General features: G+C 58.8%; 25 protein-coding genes. 20 read left to right on the top strand and 5 right to left on the bottom strand.

The genetic code is table 11. The features are described 5' to 3' along the window. The first annotated feature begins 1 nt into the window (after position 1). The 11 genes from kdsA (at position 2) to lipA (ending at position 10,711) form a co-directional block, all read left to right on the top strand. Entirely contained in the window at positions 2-850 is an 849-nt protein-coding gene (gene kdsA / locus MRBLMR1_RS06105; protein ID WP_183686046.1) for a 3-deoxy-8-phosphooctulonate synthase, read from the top strand. A 119-nt stretch (positions 851-969) separates the two neighbouring features. Beyond that, complete coding sequence (eno, locus tag MRBLMR1_RS06110; protein WP_148144891.1) at positions 970-2,244, top strand: phosphopyruvate hydratase; 1,275 nt, start codon at positions 970-972, stop codon at positions 2,242-2,244. Positions 2,245-2,447: 203 nt separating this feature from the next. Continuing rightward, positions 2,448-2,765 (top strand): FtsB family cell division protein, encoded by a 318-nt coding sequence (locus tag MRBLMR1_RS06115; RefSeq protein ID WP_148144890.1) that lies wholly within the window; start codon positions 2,448-2,450, stop codon positions 2,763-2,765. A gap of 192 nt (positions 2,766-2,957) precedes the next feature. Beyond that, positions 2,958-4,016 carry a pyruvate dehydrogenase (acetyl-transferring) E1 component subunit alpha gene (gene pdhA / locus MRBLMR1_RS06120; protein WP_148144889.1) on the top strand — a complete coding sequence of 353 codons (1,059 nt, stop codon included), beginning with the start codon at positions 2,958-2,960 and terminating at the stop codon, positions 4,014-4,016. Positions 4,017-4,036: 20 nt separating this feature from the next. Continuing rightward, the gene (locus tag MRBLMR1_RS06125) at positions 4,037-5,416 is read left to right on the top strand and encodes a pyruvate dehydrogenase complex E1 component subunit beta (RefSeq protein WP_148144888.1); all 1,380 of its coding nucleotides are present in this window, start codon (positions 4,037-4,039) and stop codon (positions 5,414-5,416) included. Between the two features lie 15 nt (positions 5,417-5,431). After that, positions 5,432-6,769, top strand: coding sequence for a pyruvate dehydrogenase complex dihydrolipoamide acetyltransferase (locus MRBLMR1_RS06130; protein ID WP_148144887.1), 1,338 nt, complete (start codon positions 5,432-5,434; stop codon positions 6,767-6,769). An 18-nt stretch (positions 6,770-6,787) separates the two neighbouring features. Further along, positions 6,788-7,426 (top strand): SGNH/GDSL hydrolase family protein, encoded by a 639-nt coding sequence (locus tag MRBLMR1_RS06135; RefSeq protein WP_148144886.1) that lies wholly within the window; start codon positions 6,788-6,790, stop codon positions 7,424-7,426. A 71-nt stretch (positions 7,427-7,497) separates the two neighbouring features. Next, positions 7,498-7,770: a DUF465 domain-containing protein gene (locus tag MRBLMR1_RS06140; protein WP_148144885.1), complete on the top strand. Its 273-nt coding sequence runs from the start codon at positions 7,498-7,500 to the stop codon at positions 7,768-7,770. Between the two features lie 75 nt (positions 7,771-7,845). Beyond that, positions 7,846-9,291 (top strand): dihydrolipoyl dehydrogenase, encoded by a 1,446-nt coding sequence (gene lpdA / locus MRBLMR1_RS06145; protein WP_148144884.1) that lies wholly within the window; start codon positions 7,846-7,848, stop codon positions 9,289-9,291. Positions 9,292-9,375: 84 nt separating this feature from the next. Then, complete coding sequence (locus MRBLMR1_RS06150) at positions 9,376-9,624, top strand: GlsB/YeaQ/YmgE family stress response membrane protein (protein WP_139677981.1); 249 nt, start codon at positions 9,376-9,378, stop codon at positions 9,622-9,624. 112 nt (positions 9,625-9,736) lie between these two features. Next, complete coding sequence (gene lipA, locus MRBLMR1_RS06155) at positions 9,737-10,711, top strand: lipoyl synthase (RefSeq protein ID WP_148144883.1); 975 nt, start codon at positions 9,737-9,739, stop codon at positions 10,709-10,711. A 21-nt stretch (positions 10,712-10,732) separates the two neighbouring features. On the opposite strand, the gene MRBLMR1_RS06160 is transcribed toward lipA, so the two are convergent. Beyond that, complete coding sequence (locus MRBLMR1_RS06160; protein WP_148144882.1) at positions 10,733-10,918, bottom strand: hypothetical protein; 186 nt, start codon at positions 10,916-10,918, stop codon at positions 10,733-10,735. Between the two features lie 174 nt (positions 10,919-11,092). Here MRBLMR1_RS06160 and MRBLMR1_RS06165 point away from each other — a divergent pair, with 174 nt between their 5' ends. After that, positions 11,093-11,653: a GTPase domain-containing protein gene (locus MRBLMR1_RS06165; protein ID WP_148144881.1), complete on the top strand. Its 561-nt coding sequence runs from the start codon at positions 11,093-11,095 to the stop codon at positions 11,651-11,653. A 31-nt stretch (positions 11,654-11,684) separates the two neighbouring features. Beyond that, positions 11,685-12,143: a type II toxin-antitoxin system RatA family toxin gene (locus MRBLMR1_RS06170; protein ID WP_148144880.1), complete on the top strand. Its 459-nt coding sequence runs from the start codon at positions 11,685-11,687 to the stop codon at positions 12,141-12,143. A 7-nt stretch (positions 12,144-12,150) separates the two neighbouring features. Here the strand turns inward: MRBLMR1_RS06170 and MRBLMR1_RS06175 are convergent, their stop codons facing one another. Further along, a complete protein-coding gene (locus tag MRBLMR1_RS06175; RefSeq protein WP_148144879.1) occupies positions 12,151-12,651 on the bottom strand; it encodes a CinA family protein in 501 nt (166 codons plus the stop codon). After that, the gene (locus MRBLMR1_RS06180) at positions 12,648-13,841 is read right to left on the bottom strand and encodes a bifunctional 2-C-methyl-D-erythritol 4-phosphate cytidylyltransferase/2-C-methyl-D-erythritol 2,4-cyclodiphosphate synthase (protein WP_148144878.1); all 1,194 of its coding nucleotides are present in this window, start codon (positions 13,839-13,841) and stop codon (positions 12,648-12,650) included. The genes MRBLMR1_RS06175 and MRBLMR1_RS06180 overlap by 4 nt, the downstream gene beginning before the upstream one ends. Positions 13,842-14,007: 166 nt before the next feature. Between MRBLMR1_RS06180 and dusB the strand changes: the two genes are divergently transcribed. From dusB to ntrC, 3 genes are read left to right on the top strand one after another with little or no spacing between them, the layout of a single operon-like run. After that, positions 14,008-15,036, top strand: coding sequence for a tRNA dihydrouridine synthase DusB (gene dusB / locus MRBLMR1_RS06185; RefSeq protein ID WP_183686048.1), 1,029 nt, complete (start codon positions 14,008-14,010; stop codon positions 15,034-15,036). Further along, positions 15,033-16,181 (top strand): two-component system sensor histidine kinase NtrB, encoded by a 1,149-nt coding sequence (locus MRBLMR1_RS06190; RefSeq protein ID WP_148144877.1) that lies wholly within the window; start codon positions 15,033-15,035, stop codon positions 16,179-16,181. The genes dusB and MRBLMR1_RS06190 overlap by 4 nt, the downstream gene beginning before the upstream one ends. After that, entirely contained in the window at positions 16,178-17,629 is a 1,452-nt protein-coding gene (gene ntrC, locus MRBLMR1_RS06195; protein WP_148144876.1) for a nitrogen regulation protein NR(I), read from the top strand. Before MRBLMR1_RS06190 ends, ntrC begins: the two co-directional genes overlap by 4 nt. Before the next feature lie 56 nt (positions 17,630-17,685). Here the strand turns inward: ntrC and MRBLMR1_RS06200 are convergent, their stop codons facing one another. Continuing rightward, positions 17,686-18,267, bottom strand: a complete 582-nt coding sequence (locus MRBLMR1_RS06200) for an SCO family protein (RefSeq protein ID WP_500064002.1) — start codon at positions 18,265-18,267, stop codon at positions 17,686-17,688. Between the two features lie 2 nt (positions 18,268-18,269). Beyond that, positions 18,270-18,758: a copper chaperone PCu(A)C gene (locus MRBLMR1_RS06205; protein ID WP_148144874.1), complete on the bottom strand. Its 489-nt coding sequence runs from the start codon at positions 18,756-18,758 to the stop codon at positions 18,270-18,272. A 913-nt stretch (positions 18,759-19,671) separates the two neighbouring features. Between MRBLMR1_RS06205 and MRBLMR1_RS06210 the strand changes: the two genes are divergently transcribed. From MRBLMR1_RS06210 to hflX, 4 genes are all read left to right on the top strand, one after another. Beyond that, the gene (locus MRBLMR1_RS06210; RefSeq protein ID WP_148144873.1) at positions 19,672-21,942 is read left to right on the top strand and encodes a sensor histidine kinase; all 2,271 of its coding nucleotides are present in this window, start codon (positions 19,672-19,674) and stop codon (positions 21,940-21,942) included. Continuing rightward, positions 21,932-23,296, top strand: coding sequence for a nitrogen assimilation response regulator NtrX (ntrX, locus tag MRBLMR1_RS06215; RefSeq protein ID WP_148144872.1), 1,365 nt, complete (start codon positions 21,932-21,934; stop codon positions 23,294-23,296). The genes MRBLMR1_RS06210 and ntrX overlap by 11 nt, the downstream gene beginning before the upstream one ends. Before the next feature lie 300 nt (positions 23,297-23,596). Next, a complete protein-coding gene (gene hfq, locus MRBLMR1_RS06220; protein ID WP_007757453.1) occupies positions 23,597-23,839 on the top strand; it encodes an RNA chaperone Hfq in 243 nt (80 codons plus the stop codon). Between the two features lie 75 nt (positions 23,840-23,914). Beyond that, a complete protein-coding gene (hflX, locus tag MRBLMR1_RS06225; protein ID WP_148144871.1) occupies positions 23,915-25,255 on the top strand; it encodes a GTPase HflX in 1,341 nt (446 codons plus the stop codon). Positions 25,256-25,304: the final 49 nt, after the last annotated feature.

Here is a 25,304-nt window from a genome sequence, read left to right on the forward strand (position 1 = left end):
AATGGCAGTCTCCCCCAATTCAGAAGTTTCGGTCGGTGAAGGCGAAAAGAAGGTCGTGTTCTCCAACGCAGGCCGGCTTTCGCTGATCGCGGGGCCCTGCCAGATGGAAAGCCGTGATCATGCCTTCATGATCGCCGGTACGATGAGCGAGCTCTGCGGCAAGCTCGGCATCGGGCTGGTCTACAAGTCCTCTTATGACAAGGCCAACCGTACGTCGATCTCCGGCAAGCGCGGCATCGGACTTGAAAATGCGATGGAGATTTTTGCCGACCTGAAGAAGGAATTCGGCTTCCCGGTCCTGAGCGACATCCATACGGAAGAGCAGTGCGGGCTTGTTGCGCCAACCGTTGACATCCTGCAGATCCCGGCCTTCCTGTCGCGCCAGACCGACCTGCTCGTCGCAGCCGCGAAGACCGGCCGGGCAATCAACGTCAAGAAGGGCCAGTTCCTGGCCCCCTGGGACATGAAGAACGTCCAGGCGAAATTCACCGAGAGCGGCAATCCAAACGTGATGCTGTGTGAACGCGGCGCCTCCTTCGGTTACAACACGCTCGTCTCCGACATGCGTTCGCTGCCGATCATGGCTTCGCTCGGATCGCCGGTGATCTTTGACGCCACGCACTCGGTGCAGCAGCCGGGCGGGCAGGGTGGCTCCAGCGGTGGCCAGCGCGAATTTGTTGAAACGCTGGCGCGTGCGGCCGTCGCGGTTGGCGTTGCCGGCGTGTTCATCGAAACCCATGAAGATCCGGACAACGCCCCGTCGGATGGTCCGAACATGGTGCATCTGAAAGACATGCCGCGGCTGCTGGAAAAGCTGATGGCTTTTGATGCTGTGGCCAAGGCTGCCTGAACTTCAAAAAAGCGCTTGAGCGTTGTCAAAGCGCAGAAAGCGCCAACACTGTAATTGGCGTGTCATTGAACGTGATACATTTTCAATGACTGCATGGACTTAACTCTGAGGAGAGACCCTTGACTGCTATTACCGATATTATCGCTCGCGAGATCCTCGATAGCCGTGGCAACCCGACCGTCGAAGTCGACGTCCATCTGGAAGACGGCTCGATGGGCCGCGCCGCTGTTCCGTCGGGCGCATCGACGGGTGCCCACGAAGCTGTCGAGTTGCGCGATGGCGGCAAACGCTTTGGCGGCAAGGGTGTCGAGAAGGCCGTTGAAGCGGTCAATACGGAAATCTTCGACGCCATCGGCGGTTTCGATGCCGAAAGCCAGATCCATATCGACAAGACGATGATCGCGCTCGACGGCACGCCGAACAAGTCGCGTCTCGGCGCAAACGCCATTCTCGGCGTGTCGCTGGCCGTTGCCAAGGCTGCCGCCGAATCGGCCGGCCTGCCGCTTTATCGTTATGTCGGTGGTGCCGGCGCCCATGTACTGCCGGTTCCGATGATGAACATCATCAATGGCGGCGCACATGCCGACAACCCGATCGATTTCCAGGAATTCATGATCATGCCGGTCGGCGCCGAAACGCTGAAGGATGCCGTGCGGGTTGGTTCGGAAATTTTCCACGTCCTGAAGAAGGAACTCGGTGCGCAGGGCCACAACACCAATGTTGGTGATGAAGGCGGCTTTGCTCCGGGTCTGAAGAGCGCGCCGGAAGCCCTCGACTTCATCGTTAAGTCGATCGAAAAGGCCGGCTACAAGCCGGGCGAAGACGTGTTCCTCGGCCTCGATTGCGCCTCGACCGAATTCTTCAAGGATGGCAAGTACGTTCTCGAAGGTGAAGGCCGTACGCTGGAATCGGCTGCGATGGCTGAATACCTGGCCGAACTCGCTGGCAAGTATCCGATCATCTCGATCGAAGACGGCATGGCCGAAGACGACTGGGAAGGCTGGAAGATCCTGACCGACAAGATCGGCTCCAAGGTCCAGCTGGTCGGTGACGACCTGTTCGTCACCAATTCCGCCCGCCTGCGCGACGGTATCAAGATGGGCGTTGCCAACTCCATCCTCGTCAAGGTCAACCAGATCGGTTCGCTGACGGAAACGCTCGACGCCGTCGAGACCGCTCACAAGGCTGCCTACACCGCCGTCATGTCGCACCGCTCGGGTGAAACGGAAGATTCGACGATTGCCGATCTCGCCGTTGCCACCAATTGCGGTCAGATCAAGACCGGCTCGCTTTCGCGTTCTGACCGTCTGGCCAAGTACAACCAGCTGATCCGCATTGAAGAGATGCTCGGCCCGCAGGCTGTTTATGCAGGCCGCTCGATCCTGAAAGGCTAAGGAATGGTCGGCCGAAAGGCCGCTTTTCTGAAGTCTGAACAATATTCGAAAAAAGCCCGCATCAAGGATGCGGGCTTTTTTCATATCTGCGCTGCATCGCGGCAAGGGAAACGAATGCTTAAGCAAGTTCTGCGATTTTCGGATCCTATCCCCGGGACAATGAATCGCTCCCGCCGCGTAAGCTCAAGGTGTTAAGAACAGGCATGTGGACAAAACATCACAAACAGAGAAAGTTTGGCCGTTTAATCCTGCCTGCAATCACCGTCGCGTTTCTTTCCTATTTCGGCTATCATTCGATCCATGGTGATCTCGGCCTTATTGCGACCGAGGAATTCGAGAAGCAGCGTATCGCACGCAGTGCCGAGCTTGCGGCGCTCACGGCCAAGCGAGAAGCTCTTGAGCGTCAGGTGCATCTGATGAGTGATGGCTCGCTCGACAAAGACATGCTCGATGAAATTGCGCGTTATCAATTAAATGTCTCCCGCACAGACGAAATAGTCATATTTAACAATTATTTCTGAGTTAACCGAATTTCGGTTAAGTTAATTTTCGTGATTTATTTCAGTGGCTTATGTGGAATGAGAGCCATGCAAATATGTCATTGCTGGGGCGCGCTTTCTTCCCTATGTTAGTTGCAGAAACCGGAGTGGGTTGCGGCGCGCATGTGCTCGTCTCGATGCCGCTCTTTCAATGCAGCACATAGGGAGGGATCGATGGCGCAAACCAAATCCGCGTCTGCATCCGGCCGCAAGCCAGCGGCAAAATCTGCCAGCAAAACAGCCTCGAAGGAATTTACCGGCAAGAATACGCCGGAATTCGGCAAGGAAGACGATCTGCACGCGTATCGCGAGATGCTGCTGATCCGTCGTTTCGAAGAGAAGGCCGGCCAGCTCTATGGCATGGGCTTCATCGGCGGTTTCTGCCATCTCTATATCGGCCAGGAAGCTGTCGTCGTCGGCATGCAGATGGCGCAGCAGGAAGGCGATCAGGTCATCACCGCCTATCGCGACCACGGCCACATGCTTGCTTGCGGCATGAGCCCGCGTGGCGTCATGGCCGAGCTTACCGGTCGTCGCGGTGGCTTGTCCAAGGGCAAGGGCGGCTCGATGCACATGTTCTCCAAGGAGAAGCATTTTTACGGCGGTCACGGTATCGTCGGTGCGCAGGTGTCGCTCGGCACCGGTCTCGCCTTCGCCAATGCCTATCGCAACAATGATAGCGTTTCGGTTGCCTATTTCGGTGACGGCGCTGCCAACCAGGGTCAGGTCTACGAGAGCTTCAACATGGCTGCTCTGTGGAAACTGCCGATCATCTACATCGTCGAGAACAACCGTTATGCCATGGGCACCTCGACCGCGCGTGCAACCGCACAGTCGAACTATTCGATGCGCGGCGTCGGCTTCGGCATTCCGGGTATCCAGGTGGATGGCATGGATGTGCGCGCCGTCAAGGCTGCGGCTGACGAGGCGCTCGCCCATTGCCGCTCCGGCAAGGGTCCGATCATTCTCGAAATGCTGACCTACCGTTACCGCGGTCACTCGATGTCCGACCCGGCAAAGTACCGCTCCAAGGAAGAAGTGCAGAAGATGCGCTCGGAGCAGGATCCGATCGAACAGGTTCGCAACCGTCTGCTCGAAAAGGGCTGGGCATCCGAGGACGAGCTGAAGGCGATCGACAAGGATATCCGCGACATCGTTACGGATAGCGCCGACTTCGCTCAGAACGATCCGGAGCCGGATGCATCCGAGCTCTACACCGATATCCTGCTCTAAGCGCGGGGAGGAAAGAACCTATGCCTATCGATATCCTGATGCCTGCACTTTCTCCGACGATGGAGGAAGGCACGCTTTCCAAATGGGTCAAGAAGGAAGGCGACACCGTCAAGTCCGGCGATGTCATTGCTGAAATCGAGACCGACAAGGCGACCATGGAAGTGGAAGCCGTCGATGAAGGCGTGATCGGCAAGCTGCTGGTCGAAGCCGGCACCGAAAACGTCAAGGTCAATACCAAGATCGCGATCCTGCTTGCCGAAGGCGAAAGCGCCGATGCGATCGGTTCTTCCGCGCCTGCAGCCGAAGCCCCCAAGGCTGAAGCGCCTGCCGCTGAAGAAGCAAAGCCCGCATCCGCTTCGGTCCCGGCTCAGCCTAAGGTCGAAGTCGCTGCCGATCCGGATATTCCGGCTGGCACCGAGATGGTTTCGACGACCGTTCGCGAAGCTCTGCGCGACGCAATGGCCGAAGAAATGCGCCGCGATGGCGACGTATTCGTCATGGGTGAAGAAGTCGCCGAATATCAGGGCGCCTACAAGATCACGCAAGGGTTGCTGCAGGAGTTCGGCGCCAAGCGCGTTGTCGATACCCCGATCACCGAACACGGCTTTGCCGGCATCGGCGTCGGTGCAGCCATGTCCGGCCTGAAGCCGATCGTCGAGTTCATGACCTTCAACTTCGCCATGCAGGCGATCGACCAGATCATCAACTCTGCTGCCAAGACGCTCTACATGTCCGGTGGCCAGATGGGCGCTCCGATCGTGTTCCGCGGCCCGAACGGTGCTGCTGCTCGCGTTGGCGCACAGCATAGCCAGGACTTCTCGTCGTGGTATAGCCAGATCCCGGGCCTCAAGGTCGTCATGCCGTATACGGCTGCCGATGCAAAGGGTCTCTTGAAGGCTGCTATCCGCGATCCGAACCCGGTCGTCTTCCTTGAAAACGAAATCCTCTACGGTCAGCATTTCGACGTGCCGAAGCTGGATGATTTCGTTCTGCCGATCGGCAAGGCGCGCATCCACCGCAAGGGCAAGGACGCGACGATCGTTTCCTTCGGTATCGGCATGACCTATGCCGTCAAGGCGGTTGCCGAACTCGAAAAGGAAGGCATCGATGTCGAACTGATCGATCTTCGCACGATCCGTCCGATGGACCTGCCGACGGTCATCGAGTCCGTCAAGAAGACCGGTCGCCTCGTCACCGTCGAGGAAGGTTACCCGCAGAACTCGGTCGGCACCGAAATCGCCACCCGCGTCATGCAGCAGGCCTTCGACTATCTCGATGCCCCGGTTCTGACGATCGCAGGCAAGGACGTTCCTATGCCTTACGCCGCCAACCTCGAAAAGCTGGCTCTGCCGACTGTCGGCGAAGTCGTTCAGGCGGTCAAAACCGTCTGCTACAAGTAAGGGAAGGGTGATAGGATGCCTATCAACATCACCATGCCTGCCCTTTCTCCGACCATGGAAGAGGGCAACCTCGCTAAGTGGCTGGTCAAGGAAGGCGACAAGATCAAGTCCGGTGACGTGATCGCCGAGATCGAAACCGACAAAGCGACGATGGAAGTCGAAGCTGTCGACGAGGGCACGATCGCCAAGATCGTCGTTCCCGCCGGCACTGAATCGGTCAAGGTCAATGCACTGATCGCCATCATTGCCGAAGAAGGCGAAGACGTTGCGGCCGCTGCTGCCGGTGCGGGTTCCGCCCCGAAGGTTGAGGCTGCTCCGGCTGAAAAGACTGCTGAAGCTCCGAAGGCCGCCGCTCCGGTTGCCGACGCTGCGCCGGCACCGTCGACGCCTGCTCCGGTTACCGATGGCAAGCGCGTATTCTCTTCGCCGCTTGCTCGTCGTCTCGCCAAGGAAGCCGGTCTCGATCTTTCTGGCGTCACCGGCACAGGCCCGCATGGCCGTGTCGTCAAGGCGGACGTCGAGAAGGCTGCTGCCGGCGGTGCGAAAGCTGCTCCGGCCGCCGCACAGTCTGCTGCCGCCCCGGCCCCGGCTGTCGCAAAGGGTCCGTCGGACGAAAGCACGCTCAAGCTGTTTGCGGAAGGCTCCTACGAGCTCCTGCCGCATGACGGCATGCGCAAGACGATCGCCGCACGCCTGACCGAGTCCACCCAGACGGTTCCGTCCTACACGGTATCGATGGATTGCGAACTCGACGCGCTTCTGGCTCTGCGTGCAGAGATCAACAAGTCGGCTCCGGTGAAGAAGACCGAGAAGGGCGAGGTTCCGGCCTTCAAGCTCTCCGTCAACGACTTCATCATCAAGGCGATGGCTCTGGCGCTGCGCGACGTTCCGATGGCAAACGCCTCCTGGACCTCGACGGCCCGCGTGCTGCACAAGCATTCCGACGTCGGTGTTGCCGTTTCGATCCCGGACGGTCTGATCACGCCGATCGTTCGCAAGGCCGAAACCAAGGCTCTGTCGGTCATCTCCAACGAGGTGAAGGACATGGCCAAGCGCGCCCGCGACAAGAAGCTGAAGCCGGAAGAATACCAGGGCGGCACGACTTCCGTGTCCAACCTCGGCATGTTCGGCGTCTCTTCGTTCACCTCGATCGTCAACCTGCCGCAGGCCTCTATCGTGTCGATCGGCGCCGGCGTCGAGAAGCCGGTCGTCCGTAACGGCAAGATTGAAGTCGGTACGGTGATGTCGGCGACCTTCGCCTTCGACCACCGCGTCATCGATGGTGCCCTCGGTGCGGAACTCGCGTCCGCCTTCAAGCGCTACATCGAAAATCCGATGTCGATGCTGGTTTAACGGCAAAAGGACGGCGGGATGAGGACCGTTCTCTGCTTCGGCGACAGTCTCACCTGGGGGTATGACCCCGAAGGGCCGGGACGGCATGCTTTCGAGGATCGCTGGCCAAGCGTCCTCGGTGCAGCCCTCGGGCCTGGTGTGACCGTGATTGCCGAAGGGTTGAACGGCCGCACGACCGGCTATGACGATCACCTGGCCGATTGTGATCGCAACGGTGTGACGAACCTTCCGACGGTGCTTCACACCCATATGCCGCTTGATCTCGTCGTCATCATGCTCGGTACCAACGATATGAAGCCGGCGATTGCCGGGACCGCTTATGCGGCCCGCGCCGGCTTGCAGAGGCTCGTAGGGCTGATCCGCCACCACGAGTATTCGTTCGATTATGATGCGCCGGAAATTCTGATCGTTTCGCCGCCGCCACTCTGTGAAACGGCCGATCCAGTGTTTTCGGCGATCTTCCGTAATGGCGTCGAGGAATCGGCGATGCTTGCATCGCTTTACCGTGATCTTGCCGATGATCTTGGCTGCGGTTTCTTCGATGCAGGTTCGGTTGCCCGTACCAGCCCGGTCGACGGTGTACACCTGACGCCTGAGGGGACTCGGGCAATTGGTCGCGGTCTGGAGCCGATCGTTCGAATGATGCTTGGCCTTTGATCTGGATCAACGGAGGTAATTTTAGGCGGACCTAGCGTGGACACTTCCTCACTAATAAAGGGATTTGTTCCATGTCTGGCACGCTGCATGAACTGGCCGCAGAATTTCCGGATTTCAGGGCGCTTGTGCGCCATCTCCAGGAAACGGATGGGCATTTTGCCCGACTGTGCCGGAGTTATGAAGAACTGAGCCGGAGGGTCCAACTGGCCGAGAGACGCAACGAGCCCGCAGGCGATGCAATGCTCATCGACATGTGCAAGCAGCGCAGGCAGCTCAAGGAAGAAATCTACGGGATGCTGGTTCAGCCTGAACCGGAAGCAGAAGCGATCAAGCTGGCGGTCTGACCGTCAGGCGCTTCCATCCCGTGAAGACCCAAGGTGTTTCGCCGGGGTCTCGACAGAAGAGGATTGGAAGCGCTCATGTCCAACGCTTATGACGTTATTGTAATCGGCTCCGGCCCTGGTGGTTATATCGCTGCGATCAGGGCCTCGCAGCTCGGCATGAAGGTCGCGGTCGTCGAACGCGAACACCTTGCCGGCATTTGCTCCAACTGGGGCTGCATCCCGACCAAGGCTCTGCTTCGCACCGCCGACGTGTTGCACACCGCCACCCATGCCAAGGATTACGGCCTGACGCTTGAAGGCTCTATCAAGCCGGACGTCAAGGCGATCGTTGCCCGTTCGCGCGGCATTGCCGCCCGCATGAACAACGGCGTCGGCTTCCTGTTCAAGAAGAACAAGGTCGATATCATCTGGGGTGAAGCCAAGCTCACCAAGCCTGGCGAGATCGTCGTTGGCAAGTCGACCAAGCCGGTCGTTCAGCCGCAGGGTCCGGTGCCGAAGAACACGCTGGGTGAGGGCACCTATACCGCCAAGCACATCATCGTTGCCACCGGCGCCCGTCCGCGCGCGCTGCCGGGTATCGAGCCTGATGGCAAGCTGATCTGGACCTATTTCGAAGCGATGAAGCCGGAAGAACTGCCGAAATCGCTGCTGGTCATGGGTTCGGGCGCAATCGGCATCGAATTCGCCTCCTTCTATCGCACCATGGGCGTCGACGTCACCGTCGTCGAAATCATGAGCCAGGTCATGCCGGTCGAAGATGCGGAAATCTCCGCTTTCGCCAAGAAGCAGTTCGAAAAGCAGGGCATCAAGATCCATCTGGAAGCCAAGGTCGCCAAGGTGGAGAAGGGTGCAAACTCGATCACCGCGACGATTGAAAAGAAGGACGGTACGTCTGAAAAGATCACGGCTGACCGGATGATTTCGGCTGTCGGCGTTCAGGCGAATATCGAGAACATCGGCCTGGAAGCTGCCGGCGTGAAGACCGAGCGCGGCTTCATCGTCATCGACGGTTACGGCAAGACCAACGTTCCCGGCATCTACGCGATCGGCGACGTTGCCGGTGGCCCGCTGCTCGCCCACAAGGCCGAGCATGAAGCTGTCGTCTGCGTCGAGAAGATCGCAGGCCTGCCGAACGTCCATGCCACCGACAAGGGCAAGATCCCGGGCTGCACCTATTGCAACCCGCAGGTCGCATCTGTTGGGCTGACGGAAGCAAAGGCCAAGGAACAGGGCCGCGACATCCGCGTTGGCCGCTTCTCCTTTGCCGCAAACGGCAAGGCTGTGGCGCTCGGCGAAGACCAGGGCATGGTCAAGACGATCTTCGACAAGAAGACCGGGGAACTCCTCGGCGCCCACATGGTCGGTGCGGAAGTCACCGAACTGATCCAGGGCTTTGTGGTCGCGATGAACCTCGAGACGACCGAAGAAGACCTGATGCACACGATCTTCCCGCATCCGACCATTTCGGAATCGATGAAGGAAAGTGTGCTGGATGCTTATGGGCGCGTTCTGAACGCCTGATACGGCTCCCCTATACGAACAAGAGGCGCTTCCCATTCATGATGGGGAGCGCCGAACGACTATCTGGGTCTTGGAGGAGGAATGATGGAAAGCGTTGGCTGGATCGGAGCGATCATCATCGGCGGACTGGCAGGCTGGCTTGCCGGCAAGCTGATGGACATGCGCTTCGGCATCTTCATGAACATCATCCTTGGTATCGTCGGCTCCGTGGTCGCGATCGCCGTGCTGGGAACGTTCGACGTCCCGGTAAAGGATAGCCGTCTCGGCTATTTCGTCACGGCTTTCCTTGGCGCGAGCCTTTTGCTATTCGTCGCCAAAATCGTCAGGCGCTAATGTAGTGGTCTGGCAGGTTATGCCGCGCAAACATTTGCCGCGGTTCACGAATAGAGAATTTCCGAACGGACAACGTGCTCCGACATCAATGCGGGGCTGAAGGCAGGATTTCATGGTCACCATTCTCGACAGGACCAATCTCTCTGAAGAGAAGCGCGTCCGCCATCCGGAAAAGGCGCATCGGCCCGATACCGAAGTGATGCGCAAGCCGGACTGGATCCGCGTCAAGGCGCCGGTATCGAAGGGTTACCAGGAAACACGCGCGATCGTTCGCGAAAACAAGCTGGTGACGGTCTGCGAAGAGGCGGGCTGTCCCAACATCGGTGAGTGCTGGGATAAAAAGCACGCCACCTTCATGATCATGGGCGAGATCTGTACCCGCGCCTGCGCGTTCTGCAATGTCGCGACAGGCAAGCCGAACCCGCTCGACATGGCTGAACCGGAAAGCGTGGCACGCGCCGTCAAGGAAATGGGGCTGCAACACGTCGTCATAACCTCGGTCGACCGTGACGATCTGGATGACGGTGGCGCGGAACATTTCGAAAAGGTGATCTGGGCGATCCGTGCCGCATCACCGCTGACGACGATCGAAATCCTGACGCCGGACTTTTTGAAGAAGCCCGGTGCGCTGGAGCGCGTCGTTGCCGCCAAGCCGGATGTGTTCAACCACAATATGGAAACCGTGCCGGGCAACTACCTGACGGTTCGTCCAGGTGCGCGTTATTTCCACTCGATCCGGCTTCTGCAGCGGGTGAAGGAACTCGATCCGACGATGTTCACCAAGTCTGGCATCATGGTTGGCCTCGGCGAAGAGCGTAACGAAGTGCTGCAGCTGATGGATGATCTGAGAACCGCGGATGTCGACTTCCTGACGATCGGCCAGTATCTGCAGCCGACGCGCAAGCATCACAAGGTCGAGAAATTCGTTACACCGGAAGAGTTCAAGTCTTACGAGACAGTGGCCTACACGAAGGGCTTTCTGATGGTCGCTTCGAGCCCGCTCACGCGTTCGTCGCATCATGCTGGTGACGACTTTGCCCGGTTGCGGGCTGCGCGTGAAAAGAAGCTACTGGCTGCCGCCGAATAAGGCGGCAACCTCTCTCACTGGTTATTCAGCGGCCTCGATCTTGGGGCGCTTGTCCTGGCCGTGCCTGCGTTCACGCAGTGTGCCCTTCTGTCCGCGTGCTTCGCCTTTTGCCATTTCGATGAAATAGGCGAGCATCGGCATGCCGTTCATATCCGCAAGCTGCTTAGCGGATTCGAGCAGCTTTATCATCTGTGCGAAATCGTCCATGGGTATGCGTCTTTCGGATCGATAGATTTTAGAATGTTGCAATGCACCAATATAGGCGGGATTGCGACGAGGGAATATTACAACTCCCCTCAAGCTACATTAATTTTCTTTAACTTGAAAATCGTCAAACCGAAGATGTGCGTTGCAGCGGACACATAACAGGTGGGAAATCAGTTGCATATTGTCAATCCGGAGGACGCGGCACGAGTGCTTCATGCTTGCGAGCGCGTGCTTGTGATCGGCTGTTCGGGAGGCGGCAAGTCGACGCTTTCGCGGAAGCTGAGCGACAGATTGCGGCTGCCCTATATCTCGATGGACAGAGAATTTTACTGGCTACCGGGCTGGGTGAAGCGGGATCGTGAGGCGACGCGTGCCTTGATTTCGGAAACGGTGTCCCGAGATCGCTGGATCATGGATGGCACGGGTTCATCCAGTTTCGAACTGAGAATGCCGCGCGCCGATGCGATCATCTGGGTGCGGATGCCGCGCTGGCTCTGCCTATGGGGTGTAATTTCCCGCAGCCTTCGCCATCTGGGGCAAACGCGGCCGGACATGGCGCCGGGATGTCCGGAGAGACTGTTCGATCGCGAATTCCTGTCCTTCATCTGGAATTTCGAGCGGCAGACGTCACCAAGGATCGTGGACGGGGTTCGGCGTTTCAGTCCTGACTGTGCCGTATTGATCCTGACCTCCCGCGGTCAGATGCGGCAGCTTCTCTCCCTTGTCGGGGCTTGATCTTCCAAAGACCTCAGCTTAACTCCACGTCATGCCAAAGTTCGACATTCGCCGCCCGGTCAAGCACAGCCCCGAAAAGATGTACGCCCTCGTTGCGGATATCGAACGCTATCCGGAATTCCTGCCGCTATGCGAGGCGCTCAGCATCCGCAGTTCCAAGGAACGGGACGGCAAGACTCTGCTCCTAGCCGACATGACGGTGGGCTACAAGGCGATCAAGGAAACCTTCACCACCCAGGTGCTGCTCAATCCGGCCGAACAGGCGATCGACGTCAAGTATATCGAGGGGCCGTTCAAGTATCTCGACAACCGCTGGCGTTTCGAGCCGCCGACCGATGGCGGTGAGGGTTGTATCGTGCATTTCTACATCGATTACGAGTTTAAGAGCATGATTCTCGGCGCGCTGATGGGCTCGATGTTCGATCGTGCTTTTCGCATGTTTACCGACGCATTCGAGACGCGCGCGGACAAGATTTACACTGCGGCCTGAGAGCCGCTCAAACGCCTGCCACTTCGATCAGCATCTCAAAGGCCGTGCGCAGGGTTGCAAGGCGCACTTCGTTGCGGCCTATATCGCCGTAGCGCATTTCCTGATGCAGGATCGTACCGGCGCGGCTGCGCGCCGCGATGTGTACGAGGCCGACAGGCTTTTCCGCCGATCCGCCACCGGGTCCGGCGATTCCTGTCACGGCGACCGCAATATCGGCGCGTGAGCGGAAGAGGGCTCCCTGAACCATCTGAAGCGCGGTCTGCTCCGATACGGCGCCATAAGCCTTCAACGTCGCGGCATTGACACCCAGCAGATCCATCTTGGCTTCGTTGGTATAGGTGACGAAACCTCTGTCGACCACGGCGGAGGAGCCGCTGATATCCGTCAACGCGCCGACAATGAGGCCGCCTGTGCAGGATTCGGCTGTGGAGATCATCAATCCGCGTTCGGAAAATGCCCAGACGATCCGGCGTGCATCATCCTCTATGTCTATCGGAAAAAGGCTCATGCCTGCGATCCGCGATAAACGACAGTGGCCGTGGCGATAGCAGCTATGCCTTCGCGACGGCCGACGAAGCCGATCGTCTCGTTGGTCGTTGCCTTTACGGAGCAGCGGTCGAGCGAAATACCGAGAATTGCCGCCATGTTCTCGCGCATCTTGTCGCGGTGAGGGCCGACTTTCGGGGCCTCGGCAATCAACGATACGTCGGCATTCATGATCGTGCCGCCTTTTTCGCGCACGATTTTTGCCGCGTGGTCGAGGAAGATCTTTGAAGGCGTGCCTTTCCACTGCATGTCGGAGGGCGGGAAATGGTCGCCGATATCGCCGGCGCCGCATGTGGCGAGCAGCGCGTCGGTCAGGGCGTGCAGCGCGACGTCCGCATCCGAATGGCCGGACAGTTTCTGGTCATGGGGAATGAAGACGCCGCAAAGCGTCACGCCATCACCCGGTACGAGCTGGTGCACGTCATAGCCGTTGCCTGTTCGGACGTCAGGGAGGAGGGCGTTTGCTGTAAGCCTTTCATCGGCCATGGTCATGTCCCGTTTCACGGTAAGCTTGATATTGTCGACGGAGCCTTCGACGATTGAAACCGACAGTCCGGACCATTCGGCGATTGCTGCGTCATCGGTAAAATCGTCGCGGCGAAGCGCCGCAGCCTTTTCATGCGCAGAGCGGATTTCCGACAGCAGGAAACTTTGAGGCGTCTGGGCGGCATAAAGTCCTGAGCGCGGAACCGTTTCGTGCACGAGGCCATCACTGCCGCTGCGTTTCAATGTGTCGGTGACGGCGACGGCCGGCAGGACGGCATCGACGCCGTTGTCGAATGCTTCAGCAATGCGATCGAGCATTGCGTGATCGACGAAGGGGCGTGCTGCATCATGGATCATTACATGGGTTGCTTCGGTGGCGGAAAGAGCCTTGAGGCCTTCATAAACAGAGCGTTGCCGCGTATCTCCGCCGAAGGCGAGAGTGATGTCTGACGCCGCAAGCCCGACTGTCGCCGCCGCATAGAGTTCCGCGTCATCCGGATGGATGACGACGACGATCGGTCCGCGTCTTTGCCAGCTCAGAAAGATGTTGAGCGTGTGGGCGATAACCGGCCGGCCGCCGATCGGACGATATTGCTTCGGCCCCTCGTCCGGTGAGCCAACTCTTTCCCCTCGTCCTGCCGCGACGATGACGATGCCGATTGTCATGGAGTTGCTGTTCCCGTCCTGTAGTGGATTTCTTCAATATCGATTTGGATTGACAGGGCGAGAACTATAGCCTCAAAAGCCGTATTTCCAGCACGTCGCTTAAAAATAACGCAGTTCCGGAATTGCTCTTGGCAAACGCTCAAGAACTGAATAAAAATAGTGCATAATGCGGACTTGCCTGAAAGATCATCAATTGCATTGCAGCGACCTCGCCAGACCATTTCAGATCGGATCGGTCACTGTCCGCAATCGGGCGGTGCTTGCTCCGATGTCGGGAGTGACCGACCTTGCTTTCCGTAAGCTTGCATGGCGCTTCGGGGCGGGCCTTGTCGTTACCGAAATGGTGGCGAGCCGCGAGCTTGCGATGAACAAGGGTGAATCCTGGGCGCGACTGAAGAATGCCGGCATGACTCCGCATATGGTGCAACTGGCAGGTCGCGAAGCCTATTGGATGGCTGAGGCTGCGAAGATTTCCGCCGACAATGGCGCCGACATCATCGATATCAATATGGGGTGTCCCGCCAAGAAGGTAACCGGCGGTTATTCCGGATCGGCCCTGATGCGGGATCCGGACCATGCGCTGTCGATGATCGAGGCAACGGTGAAAGCTGTTTCCGTGCCCGTCACGGTGAAGATGCGGCTGGGCTGGGATCATGACAGTCTCAACGCTCCACTGATTGCGCGCCGCGCGCAGGAGGCGGGTGTTCAGCTTGTCACCGTGCATGGACGCACCCGTATGCAGTTCTACGAAGGTAAGGCGGATTGGGACGCTATTCACGCCGTGCGCGACGTGCTCTCCATTCCGCTGATTGCCAATGGTGACGTGCAGACGCCTGAAGATGCGACGGAAATCCTGCGCCGGTCGGGTGCGGATGCAGTCATGGTTGGTCGCGGCGCGCAGGGGCGCCCCTGGCATGTCGGCTGGCTCGCCGGCCATGCGGCACCGGCGGCAAACCAAATCTGCGCCATCGTCATCGAACACTATGAGGCGATGCTCGAGTTTTACGGCGTCGAGGCCGGGCTCAGGCATGCCCGCAAACAACTCGGCTGGTATATCGAACGTCAGGATTGCGACATTTCGGCAGAGGACAAGGCCGCCATCATGATGTCTCGTGACCCCGCTGATGTTATCCGCCGCCTTACATCCGTTTTCGAAAACGGCGCATCAATACCGGCCCGCAAGGAGGCTGCATGACAAAGTCCGCCGTTCAGGATGCTGCCCATGGGCAGGCGCTGGCCATGGCCGTCCTCAATTCCGTGCAGAACCCGGTCATTCTGGTCGATCAGGCGGGGAAGATTGCGTTTGCCAACTGGGAGGCGGAAGCCTTTTTCGGGGCAAGCGCACCGCATCTGGCCAAATACAAGATTTCGAGCTTCATTCCGTTCGGCAGCCCGCTTCTGGCGCTGATCGATCAGGTGCGGGAGCGCAAAGCGCCGGTGAATGAATATCGCGTAGACCTGTCTTCGCCAAAGCTCGGCCAGGAAAAGCTGGTCGATCTCTACGTTGCACCGGTGGTCAGCGAACCGGGCTCAGTCGTCGTGGTGTTTCAGGAACGCTCGATGGCGGACAAGATCGATCGCCAGCTGACCCATCGCGCGGCAGCCCGTTCGGTCACGGGACTTGCCTCGATGCTGGCGCACGAGATCAAGAACCCGCTGTCAGGCATCCGCGGTGCGGCGCAGTTGCTCGAATCGGTCGTGCCGGATGACGACCGCCCGCTGACGCGGCTGATCTGCGACGAGACCGACCGGATCGTATCTCTGGTCGATCGTATGGAAGTGTTCTCCGACGAGCGCCCAGTCGATCGTGTGCCGCTCAACATTCACTCCGTGCTCGATCATGTTAAGGCTGTCGCCAAGGCCGGCTTTGCCCGCGAGATCAAGATTTCAGAAATGTACGATCCGTCGCTGCCGCCGGTCTATGCCAACCGCGATCAACTGGTTCAGGTGTTTCTCAACCTGATCAAGAATGCGGCCGAAGCCGTGGATGGCCAGGCTGACGCAGAAATCATGCTGACGACGGCCTATCGTCCCGGTATTCGCCTTTCTGTCGCCGGCACGCGTGAGAAGATTTCTCTGCCGCTGGAATTTTGCGTTATCGACAATGGTCCCGGCGTACCGGCGGACCTTGTTCCCAACCTTTTCGACCCGTTCATCACCACAAAGACCAACGGTTCCGGCCTCGGGCTGGCGCTGGTCGCCAAGATCATCGGCGGCCATGGCGGCATTGTCGAATGCGACAGCCAAGCGCGCCGGACCATATTCCGTGTTCTGATGCCCATGCACAAGGAAGAAGCCGGTGACGGCCGCGCCTTGAACTCCACAGGAAGCGAAAAATGACTGCCACGATCCTTGTCGCCGACGACGACGCGGCCATCCGTACCGTCCTGAACCAGGCCCTGACCCGGGCCGGTTACGAGGTACGCATCACGTCGAATGCCGCCACGCTGTGGCGATGGGTTTCGGCCGGAGAGGGTGACCTCGTCGTGACCGACGTCGTCATGCCGGACGAAAACGCCTTCGACCTTCTGCCGCGGATCAAGAAGGCTCGCCCCGATCTGCCGGTGCTCGTCATGAGCGCGCAGAATACGTTCATGACGGCGATCCGGGCATCGGAAAAGGGTGCCTATGATTATCTTCCGAAGCCCTTCGACCTCACGGAACTGATTGCCATCATCGGCCGGGCGCTGGCCGAGCCGAAGCGCAAGCCTGCCCGTCTCGATGACGACATGCAGGACGGCATGCCGCTGGTTGGTCGCTCTGCCGCGATGCAGGAAATCTACCGCGTTCTTGCCCGTCTGATGCAGACGGACCTGACGCTGATGATCACCGGTGAATCGGGTACCGGCAAGGAGTTGGTCGCGCGCGCGCTGCACGATTACGGCAAGCGTCGCAACGGTCCGTTCGTGGCGATCAACATGGCCGCCATTCCGCGCGACCTGATCGAATCAGAACTGTTCGGTCACGAGAAGGGCGCCTTTACCGGTGCGCAAAACCGCTCGACCGGTCGTTTCGAACAGGCCGAGGGTGGCACGCTGTTCCTCGACGAAATCGGCGACATGCCGATGGATGCCCAGACGCGTCTCTTACGCGTGCTGCAGCAGGGCGAATATACGACGGTCGGCGGGCGCACGCCGATCCGCACCGACGTGCGCATCGTTGCTGCCACCAATAAGGATCTGAAGCACCTGATCAATCAGGGGCTCTTCCGCGAAGATCTCTATTATCGCCTCAATGTCGTGCCGCTTCGCCTGCCGCCGCTGCGCGATCGTGCCGAGGATATTCCCGACCTCGTTCGCCACTTCATGCAGATGGCGGAGAAGGAAGGTCTCGACGGCAAGCGTTTCGACAGCGAGGCGCTGGACGTGATGAAGTCCTATGCCTGGCCGGGCAACGTGCGCGAACTGGAAAACCTGGTGCGCCGCCTGATGGCGCTTTATCCGCAAGAGGTGATCACGAGGGAGATCATCGATACGGAATTGCGGTCGGACGTGCCCGACAGCCCGATCGACAAGGTAAGTCCACGCGGCGGCTCGCTGACCATTGCTCAGGCAGTGGAAGAAAACATGCGGACCTATTTCGCAGGGTTCGGCGACAACCTGCCGCCGCCTGGCCTTTACGATCGCGTCCTGACCGAAATGGAATATCCGCTGATCCTTGCTGCGCTGACTGCAACTCGTGGCAACCAGATCAAGGCGGCTGACCTGCTCGGTCTCAACCGTAACACGCTTCGCAAGAAGATCCGTGAACTCGGCGTGTCGGTCTATCGCAGTTCGCGTTCAGCATGATCCTTTGCGGGACGCCGGACACTGTCCGGCGTCCGATCCCGTAACGCGCTGCGTTGTTACAGGAGTCTGCTGCGGATTTTTTCAACCGCATCGTCGGAATCCGCGCCATATGGGATAAGGCCCTTCAGGCGGCCATCGGCGCCGATGAGGAAAAGGTCCATTGTATGGCTCATGGAATAGCCGCCGCTCTTGTTCGGCATCTTTTCCGCAAATGCCTTCCAGCCGGCTATTACCCGCTTCATTTCTTCAGGCGTACCGGTCACGCCGGTGATCCGGTCTGAAAACGCGGTGACATATCCGTTCATGATCTCGGGCGTATCCCGTTCCGGATCGACCGTGAACAGGTAGCTCTTGATCGGAGCACCTTCTTCTCCGAGCTGGTTCAGATATCCCGCAACCTCGAAAAGCGTTGTCGGGCAAACCTCGGGGCAATGCGTATAGCCGAAATAGACCAGTGACGGATTGCCCTTGAAGATCGACTGGTCGACCGTTTCACCCTTGTCGTTAACCAGGGAGAAGGCGGTGCCGAACTTGCTGTTTCGCGGCTCATCCTTGAAGGTGAAGAACAGGATGCCGACCAGCACACAGAAGAAGGCCGCGCAGATCGTCGTGGCGATCAGCATGAACGGATTTTTCATCGTCATTTCCCGTGTTCAGCGTGTGCATCACTGCCCTTGTCGCCTGCTACCGGGCCAACAGCAAATTCGACATCGACGGACCCTGCTTTCTCAAACACCAGCGTCGCCTTGATCATCTCACCTTCCTTGAAGGGCTGCGGCACGTTGATGAACATCAGGTGGTAGCTGCCGGGCTTGAGTTCGACCGTGGTGTTGGCCGGAATTGCGATGCCTGCTTCAAGTTCGCGCATCTGCATCACGGCGCCGTTCATCTTCATCTCGTGCAGCTCAACACTGCCGGCGCGATCGGATGTGACGCTGACGAGGCGGTCTGCCGGTCCGTTATTTGTAATCTTGAAATAGCCGCCGCCAACCTTTGCCATGGGCAACATTGCCCGGGAATAGGGGTGACCGATTTCGATCTGGCCGAGCTTGAAGCCGTGCGCCTGGGCAGAGCCGAATGCGAGCATGGTGCCGAGCACGGCATAGGTGGCGATGTTCCTGATGAACATGAGTGTCTCCGAGGGAGTGTTTCTGTTGGCTTTTGCCTGCCGGAGGAGAAAGCGCGCTCCGGTGACGGCCAACTAATGATGAAGGGCAAAGCGGTTAAAACTGCTTTGAAATGATAGATTGATGTTCCTGCCGTATCGGCGGACGATCAGACGAGCGAGGGAGGTGCTCTGGCATCAGGCAATAGACCCCGACGCGTTGGTTCCGGTGTCGGGAGGACTGCGAAAACGATATTCGCCGGCGCCTGTGCCAAAGATACTTGCAAGGCAAGGCCGGCAGACAGGATCGCGGATGTGACAGAATGCGTCAGTCGGCACAGGCTTGCGCAGGGGCAGTCTGCACTTCGTTTCAGCGGTTTATCTGAACCGGCAGGCTGTGCGTCAAAAACGCCATTGGAGCCGCAAAGGACGTGAAGCTGATCTTGTGCGACGATCGCTGTCGACGCCCTTGCCATATTTCCGGTGAATCCCTGAAACACCAACAGGTAGCCAAGGGCTACGGCCAGTGCTGTAGCCAGAATCCTGTCCGATAGGATTTGCCGGATCGCCTTCATGATATCTCCATGCCACAGGCCGAAGATAAAGTCACCGGTGCGATTAAATTGTGCGGGTCCCGCTTCGCCTCTAACAGCAAGAAGCGTCGTTTTCCCAAGTGTACTGAACACCACGTTTGCGGTTGGCTATTTCCGTGGACATCCACTCATTGTGATGTGCCAAAATCACTGACTGCTTGACAGTTGGAGATGATCGTTGCATTTTCGCCACAATGCGTTGCTTAGAGGTCACGCAGGTGGCCTAGTGAGACCGGCGGCATTTTTCGGTCAAACACCCGGACATCCAAATTTGGTGATTTTGAAGCGTCTTTCCATATTTGGTCAGGCGACAATGTGGTTGGTCCCAGAGCGGGAGGGATATGATGGTGGACGGCGGGACGGCACCCCTTGCCGACGCTCAATCAGCGACCTTCATTCAGGATCGTCGCGCCTCCTTTGCCTTGCCGGGTATTCTTCTGGCTGGTGGTGCGCTGGTCTGCGCCATTCTAACCCTGCTTGTTCTCCTCGGACTGACGCCGATTGCGCCGACCGGAAACGTGGTGATTGCGTCGGCCGTCATCAATTCGCTGTTCATCATCGGCCTGATGTATCTCATTGGGCGCGAGGTGACGCGGCTGCTGCGTGCCCGGAACCGGGGCAGGGCCGCGGCGCGCCTCCACGTGCGAATCGTCGTTCTGTTTTCCATCGTCGCCATCACGCCGGCGGTGCTGGTGGCGATCTTTGCCAGCCTGACGCTGAATGTCGGCCTTGATCGCTGGTTTTCACTGCGCACGCAGTCGATCGTGCAGTCGTCGCAGGATATCGCCCGCGCTTACATGATGGAGAATGCGAGCTATCTGCAGGGTCAGACGGTCTCGATGTCCAACGACCTCGAACGCAATCGTGCGATGTTCTATCTCGATCGCACCGGCTTTCTGGACCTGATGACCCGTCAGGCGCGTGGGCGCGGCATGCTCGGGGCCTTCCTGGTTCAGGAGGATGGTCAGGCGATTGCACAGGCCGATATAAAGACCGAGCGACCGCTGCCTGCTATCCCAGCCGATGCGCTGAAGTCCGCCGCGGGCGGCCAGCCGACACTAATTCCGCCCGGCATCACCAATCTTGTGGGGGCGGTGATGAAGACGGAGGCTATATCGGGAACATTCCTCTACACGATCCGCGCCGTCGACCCGAAGGTCATGAATGCCATGCGGCTTATGGAGGAAAACACTGCCGAGTACAAGGCGATGGAAGCGGGCCGCTCGTCGCTCCAGTTTGCCTTTGCCGTGCTCTATCTCGGGTTCGCACTTATCGTTCTTCTGGCGGCAATCTGGGCAGCAATCGCGGTTGCCGACCGTATCGTGCGGCCGATCCGACTGCTGATCAGTGCTGCTGACGCTGTCGGCAGCGGCAATCTCAATGTTGTCGTTCCCGTTCGCGCTGCCGATGGCGACGTCGGCAGCCTGTCACGCACATTCAACAAGATGATCTCCGAAATCCGCACGCAGCAGGACGAGATTCTGGAGGCCAAGGACGAAGTCGATGATCGTCGCCGCTTCATCGAAGCCGTGCTTTCCGGTGTAACGGCGGCTGTCATCGGCGTCGACGACCGGAGGGTCAGCATCGTCAATCCGTCCGCCGAAGAGATGCTCGGCATTGAACAGCAGGGCCTTATCGGTAGAACATTGCAGGAGATCGCACCCGAGATCGACCATGTTCTGACCGAAGCCACAACACGATCCCGCGGGGATTTCCGTAAGGAAGTCAACCTGATGCGCAACGGCAAGGAACGGACATTGTCAGTTCAGGTCACCCGCGAAGAACAGCGCACGTCGAACGATTCCTATGTCATCACGCTCGATGATATTACCGATCTAGTGATTGCACAGCGTTCAACGGCATGGGCGGATGTGGCGCGCCGTATCGCCCATGAGATCAAGAACCCGCTGACGCCTATCCAATTGTCGGCGGAGCGGCTGAAACGCCGTTACGGCAAGCAGATCGATGAGAATGATCGGGCGGTCTTCGATCAGTGCACGGACACGATCGTCCGGCAGGTCGGCGATATCGGCCGCATGGTCGACGAATTCTCTTCGTTTGCCCGCATGCCCAAGCCGTCGAAGGAAATCACCGATCTCAGGGCCATCCTGAAGGATTCGATCTTCCTGCGCGAAATGGGTACGACCCATGTCGATTTCATTCGCGAACTCGGTGACGAACCTCTCAACGGCCTGTTCGATGGACGGATGCTCGGTCAGGCTTTCGGCAATCTCGTGAAGAATGCCGTCGAGGCGATCGAGATGGTGCCGGCCGACGAGGAGCGTGACGGGCGCAAGGTGATGGTGCGCTCCGGTTTTGACAAGGCACGCGATCTGTTCGTGGTGGATGTGATCGACAACGGCATCGGACTGCCGACCGAGAACCGCCACCGGATACTCGAACCCTATATGACAATGCGCGAAAAGGGCACAGGGCTCGGCCTCGCCATCGTCAAGAAGATCATTGAAGAACATGGGGGGCAGCTCGAACTGCACGATGCCCCTGCCGATTTCGATCATGGCAAGGGCGCCATGATCAGGGTGCTTTTGCCACATGTCGATGCGGTTGGCGCGCCCGTGAAAGATAAAGACAAGGAAGTAGCTTATGGCGTCTGACATTCTGGTCGTCGATGACGAGGCGGATATCCGCGAGATCGTTTCGGGCATTCTCTCCGACGAGGGCCACGAGACACGGATGGCGTATGACAGCGACAGTGCTCTGGCGGCGATTTCCGACCGCGTGCCGCGGCTGGTTTTCCTCGATATCTGGATGCAGGGGTCGAAGCTCGATGGCCTGGCGTTGCTGGACGAGATCAAGAGCCGCCATCCCGAGCTGCCGGTGGTGATGATCTCCGGTCACGGCAATGTCGAGACGGCCGTCTCGGCTATCAAGCGCGGCGCCTTCGATTTTATTGAAAAGCCGTTCAAAGCCGACCGCCTGATCCTGATTGCCGAGCGGGCACTGGAAAACTCCAAGCTCAAGCGCGAAGTGTCCGAACTCAAGAAGCGCACCGGTGATGCGGCCGAACTGGTCGGAACTTCGGTTGCCGTCTCCCAGCTTCGTCAGACGATCGAAAAAGTCGCGCCGACCAACAGCCGCATCATGATCCTTGGCCCTTCCGGCTCAGGCAAGGAACTCGTTGCCCGGATGATCCATCGCAAGTCGTCGCGCGCGACTGGTCCTTTCGTGGCGCTCAATGCGGCAACTATCACGCCCGACCGGATGGAGGTGGCACTTTTCGGCACCGAGGGGACGCCTGGCCAGCCGCGCAAGATTGGCGCGCTTGAAGAGGCGCATCGCGGCATCCTCTACCTCGACGAAATCGGCGAGATGCCGCGCGAGACACAGAACAAGATCCTGCGTGTGCTCGTCGACCAGCAGTTCGAGCGCGTCGGCGGTTCGAAGCGGGTGAAGGTGGATGTCCGCATCATTTCCTCGACCGCTTACAATCTGGAGAGCCTGATCTCCGAAGGTGCCTTCCGCGAGGATCTCTATCATCGTCTCGCGGTCGTACCGGTCAAGGTACCGGCACTGGCAGAACGTCGTGAGGACATTCCCTTCCTTGTCGACATGTTCATGAGGCAGGTTTCCGAACAGGCGGGTATCCGCCCGCGCAAGATTGGCGACGATGCTATGGCCGTCCTGCAGGCGCATGACTGGCCGGGCAATATCCGCCAGTTGCGCAACAATATCGAGCGGCTGATGATTCTCGCGCGCACGGATGGCCCGGATACGGCGATCTCCGCCGATATGCTGCCGACCGACCTCGGTGACATGCTGCCAAAGGTCTCGTCGAAGGGGGATGTCCACATCATGACGCTTCCGCTGAGAGAGGCGCGTGAAATGTTCGAGCGTGATTATCTTATCGCGCAGATCAACCGCTTCGGCGGCAATATTTCCCGCACCGCAGAATTTGTCGGCATGGAGCGATCGGCGCTGCACCGCAAGCTGAAATCGCTCGGCGTCTGAGGCCTTTGCCTAGCTACCGGGGTCGCATTCGTGCGGTCCCATGTATCTTTGACTACGGCTTCACGCAGAGTGCCGAAATCTGCATTCCAATCGTTTCAATCGATGGAAGACAGCGCCTGCGGACATAAGGGCAGTGTCGCATCGAATATGCGCGACGCCTTTTTCGAGATTGCGGAAAAGACGCCGATTTGGTAACCAGACTTGTGGGGGAAGGGAAACACGGGGCGTTTCTCCATCATCTCTTATCACGTGAGATCATTATCCCGGCAGATTGCCGGCAAGAAAGAAAGAATCGGCGCTATGGCGGAACGTTCTCAGAACCTGCAGGATTTATTTCTCAATACAGTCCGAAAGCAGAAGATTTCCCTGACTATATTCCTCATCAACGGGGTCAAGCTCACGGGAGTCGTAACCTCCTTCGACAATTTCTGCGTGCTTCTTCGTCGTGACGGGCACTCCCAGCTCGTGTATAAGCACGCGATCTCGACCATCATGCCGGGCCAGCCCATGCAGATGTTCGAGACCGAAGAAAACGCAGCCTAAGGACAGAGACAGATTTCTACACGAGATACGTCTAACGAATCGCTCGTCCCGGAAGCCGAAAAGCACCGGGACGATATGCGCGCCGTGGTCGTCGTGCCGGTGCTCAAGCAGATGCGCGCCCGCGGTAGCCAGAGCGACGCACCGATCGTCGCCGCTCCAAAGAGATCCAACGAGGCACGACTGGAAGAGGCGACCGGGCTTGCCCGCGCCATCGATCTCGACGTGGTTCAGGGACTGATCGTTCCCGTCAATCAGCCGCGTCCAGCGACCCTGATGGGAACCGGCAAGATCGAGGAAATCAAGGCGCTTCTCGACGAGAAGGATGCCGGCCTCGTCATCGTCGATCATCCGCTGACGCCGGTGCAGCAGCGCAATCTCGAAAAAGAACTGAACGCCAAGGTCATCGACCGTACTGGCCTGATCCTCGAGATTTTCGGCCGCCGTGCCTCCACCAAGGAAGGCACGCTGCAGGTCGATCTGGCGCATCTGAATTACCAGAAGGGTCGTCTGGTCCGGTCCTGGACTCACCTTGAACGCCAGCGTGGCGGTGGCGGGTTCATGGGCGGTCCGGGTGAAACCCAGATCGAAGCCGACCGTCGTCTATTGCAGGACCGTATCGTCAAGCTCGAGCGCGAGCTTGAACAGGTGGTTCGCACTCGCCAGCTTCATCGCGCCAAGCGCCGCAAGGTGCCACATCCGATCGTGGCGCTGGTCGGTTATACCAATGCCGGCAAGTCGACGCTGTTCAACCGCATTACCGGCGCCGGCGTTCTCGCCGAAGACATGCTGTTTGCAACGCTTGACCCGACATTGCGCCGGATGAAGCTGCCGCATGGCCGCACGGTCATCCTCTCGGACACCGTCGGTTTCATCTCCGACCTGCCGACCCATCTCGTCGCCGCCTTCCGTGCGACGCTGGAAGAGGTGCTGGAAGCCGATCTCATCCTGCATGTGCGCGACATGTCCGATCCGGACAATGCCGCCCAGTCGCATGACGTGCTGCGCATTCTTGCCGATCTCGGGATCGACGAGAAGGAAAGCTCCGAGCGCATCATCGAGGTCTGGAACAAGATCGACCGGCTCGACCCGGAAACCCACGACGCGTTGTTCGAACGTGCCAAGGGCCGCGACAACATCATGGCGCTGTCGGCGATTACCGGCGAGGGTCTCGATCCGCTGATGGACGAGATCGCCAAGCGGCTTTCCGGCGTTCTCACCGAAACCTCGATCACCATTCCCGCGGACAAGCTTTCGCTGGTCTCCTGGGTCTACGGCAATTCGATCGTCGACGGCCGCGAGGACAATGAGGATGGTTCGGTGACGCTCGATGTACGCATGTCGGAAGCGCAGGCGACAGAGATCGAACGCCGGCTCGGCAACGGGCCGAAGCGCGAGAAGGAAGACTGGGAGCGGTAAGTTCCTACCCGGTCGTCATCCTCGGGCTTGTCCCGAGGATTCACTTACG

The organism is Neorhizobium sp. LMR1-1-1.1 (assembly GCF_040675795.1).
GTDB classification, from domain to species: Bacteria; Pseudomonadota; Alphaproteobacteria; order Rhizobiales; family Rhizobiaceae; genus Neorhizobium; species Neorhizobium cellulosilyticum.